General features: G+C 68.2%; 2 protein-coding genes. Both read right to left on the bottom strand.

Features of this window, described 5'->3' with window-relative positions; all coding sequences use genetic code 11:
- Window positions 1-189: 189 nt before the first annotated feature.
- Window positions 190-726 carry a hypothetical protein gene (locus tag ACQP0P_RS01125; protein ID WP_433358602.1) on the bottom strand — a complete coding sequence of 179 codons (537 nt, stop codon included), beginning with the start codon at window positions 724-726 and terminating at the stop codon, window positions 190-192.
- Between the two features lie 53 nt (window positions 727-779).
- A complete protein-coding gene (locus tag ACQP0P_RS01120) occupies window positions 780-1,148 on the bottom strand; it encodes a hypothetical protein (RefSeq protein WP_433358601.1) in 369 nt (122 codons plus the stop codon).
- Window positions 1,149-2,051 lie beyond the last annotated feature (903 nt).

Genomic DNA, 2,051 nt, shown 5'->3' with positions numbered 1-2,051 from the left:
GATCACTCCAATGCGGGGGACAGGACGCGACGTGGCCGCAGCGGGCAGCGAAAACCTCTGCGCGCAGGGCAGTCCGTCGCGTACGGGGGAAGGTCGGAGACAGGCGCCTGGGCAGCGGATGGTCGGCCCCCGCCGGCTCGCCGGGCCGCAGGGGCGGGCCGACGTGGGCGCCGGTGAGCAGGGTGCTGCTCACGGGAAGACACCTGCCGCAGGCGGTGCCGGAAAGCCGGAGAGTTCTTGCCATCGATCGTCGGACCAGATCAGCCACGAGCCGCGCAGGCCGCTCACCTGTTCCAGGTAGGCCAGCGCTACCGCACGCTGGTGCGGGCCGTCCACAGGTGCTCGAAGGGGGAGGTAGTGCATCTGGTCCTCATGAGCGAACCGTGCCAACGTGGCGCCCCGGGCCGCGCAACCGCGCACCATCTGCTGCACCCGGTGCTCTTCCACCAGCAGTGCCAGCACCTGCCGTGAAGCCACGGCGCACCCGTTCAGCTGACACGCAGCGGCGAAGGCCGTCAGGTCCTCGCCGGTGAAGGCTGGTGTCCAGGGATGGAAGGACACCGCGCTGTGCTCACCTGCCTCGGTTGCGGGAGGCGTTGAGGCTGAGGTGGCACGTACCTGCCCCACCAACTGGCCATCAAGGGTCAGCAGCGCCCGGTACCCCCAACCGCCGCAGTAGTGATCGCGGCAGCGGGTGACGCGCAGCCGCCCGTGGGGCACCCACAATCCGGTATGCGATAGCCGGACTCTCGTCGGCGCGGCGACCATCACGCGTGCGCTTACCGGCATGGCCCGACGACCGTGACGATGATCGTGCGTGAATCACTCACCGCCGCCTCGGTGACGCCGTCCGTCCAGCTCACCGTGACCGTCTCGCGGCGTACCTGACCGCAGCCCTGCGCTTGCCCACCCATGGGCGGAGTGACAGCGCTTACCAGCAGGGTCGCGGTTTCCCCCCGGGCCAGCACCCCCGATGACATCGACAGCCCCACCCCGGTGCTGCCGCTGGCACTCCACGACAGTGGCCCGCCTTCCGCACCGATGACCAGCGATGCCGCACCGGCCGAGCGCAGATCCAGCGCCGCATGTGACAGCGCCAGCCACGGTTGAGAGGTGGCCGGAGGAGGGGGAGGGGCCGACAGTGACATCGGCCAGTGTGCACCGGCCCACGTCGGCGGGGGTGGGGGAGCGGTCGGGCCGCTAGTGGGGAGCACCGCCCGCGGATTGCGACGCGGCGGCGCAGGAGAACGCGGCGAAGTGGGTGAAGTGAGCGACACTCGGGGACGGGGCGTAACCGGCGCGGCAGGAGAACGACTCGCCCGCACGGGGGGCACCGGCGGTGAGGCGACCGGGGGAGGGGGCGGCGCAGAGGTCGCCACGTCAAGCTCAGGTGCGAGGTCAGGGATGTCAACAGCGGCCGAGGGAGCAGGCGCGCTTTCCGGTGACGACGAGCTGTCAAGATTGAAGTAAAGATAGACCGCCGCGGCGATGCCCGCGATGACCACCACCACAGCGCCCGCCACCGCGAGCCGCCGGCCGCGGCGGGTATCTTCGGGGCTCTCGTCATCCCAGAACTCCGGTTCGGGATGATCGAATACCTGTTTGCTGGTGTTTTCTTGCTGGTCAGAGCCGACTTCGTCAGCTAGCTGGTCATCGCCTTCCGGGGCGTTGGGATCGACGGTGGCGCCAGGAAGGCCGTGGGCTGCATCTGGGGGATCAGCCAGGTCAAGCAAGTCGACTACGCCGGTGCCGTCAGGAGATCTGCCCACTGTTACGCCCCGCTCTGATCGCCGTCGACGCCCGGGTGAGGCCTTGCGAAAGATCCGAAGGGCCTCTCGTCGGCCTTCGCATCACCGCACCAGGGCAACCTCGCCATGACGCCGCTAGATGGTCGACATGCTGTGCCGCTCATGACAAGATTTGTCATGAGTCAGTAAAGAAGAGTGTATTGATAGCGATGCGTGACGCAATAGGGTGCACCCGTTTGTCGGAATTGGCGGCCCAGTAGGAACGGACCGGCGAGCCTGGATCGCTGACACATCCGTTGACAC

The sequence above is a fragment of the Streptosporangium sp. CA-115845 genome (assembly GCF_050943795.1).
Taxonomy (GTDB): Bacteria; Actinomycetota; Actinomycetes; order Streptosporangiales; family Streptosporangiaceae; genus Streptosporangium.
Note: the sequence above shows the minus strand (reverse complement) of the source record. Positions and strands in the feature narration are given on the sequence as shown.

Coding starts and splice junctions, on each gene's coding strand:
- ACQP0P_RS01120 (WP_433358601.1), bottom strand. CDS start 1,148: ATGTCACTGTCGGCCCCTCCCCCTCCTCCGGCCACCTCTCAACCGTGG.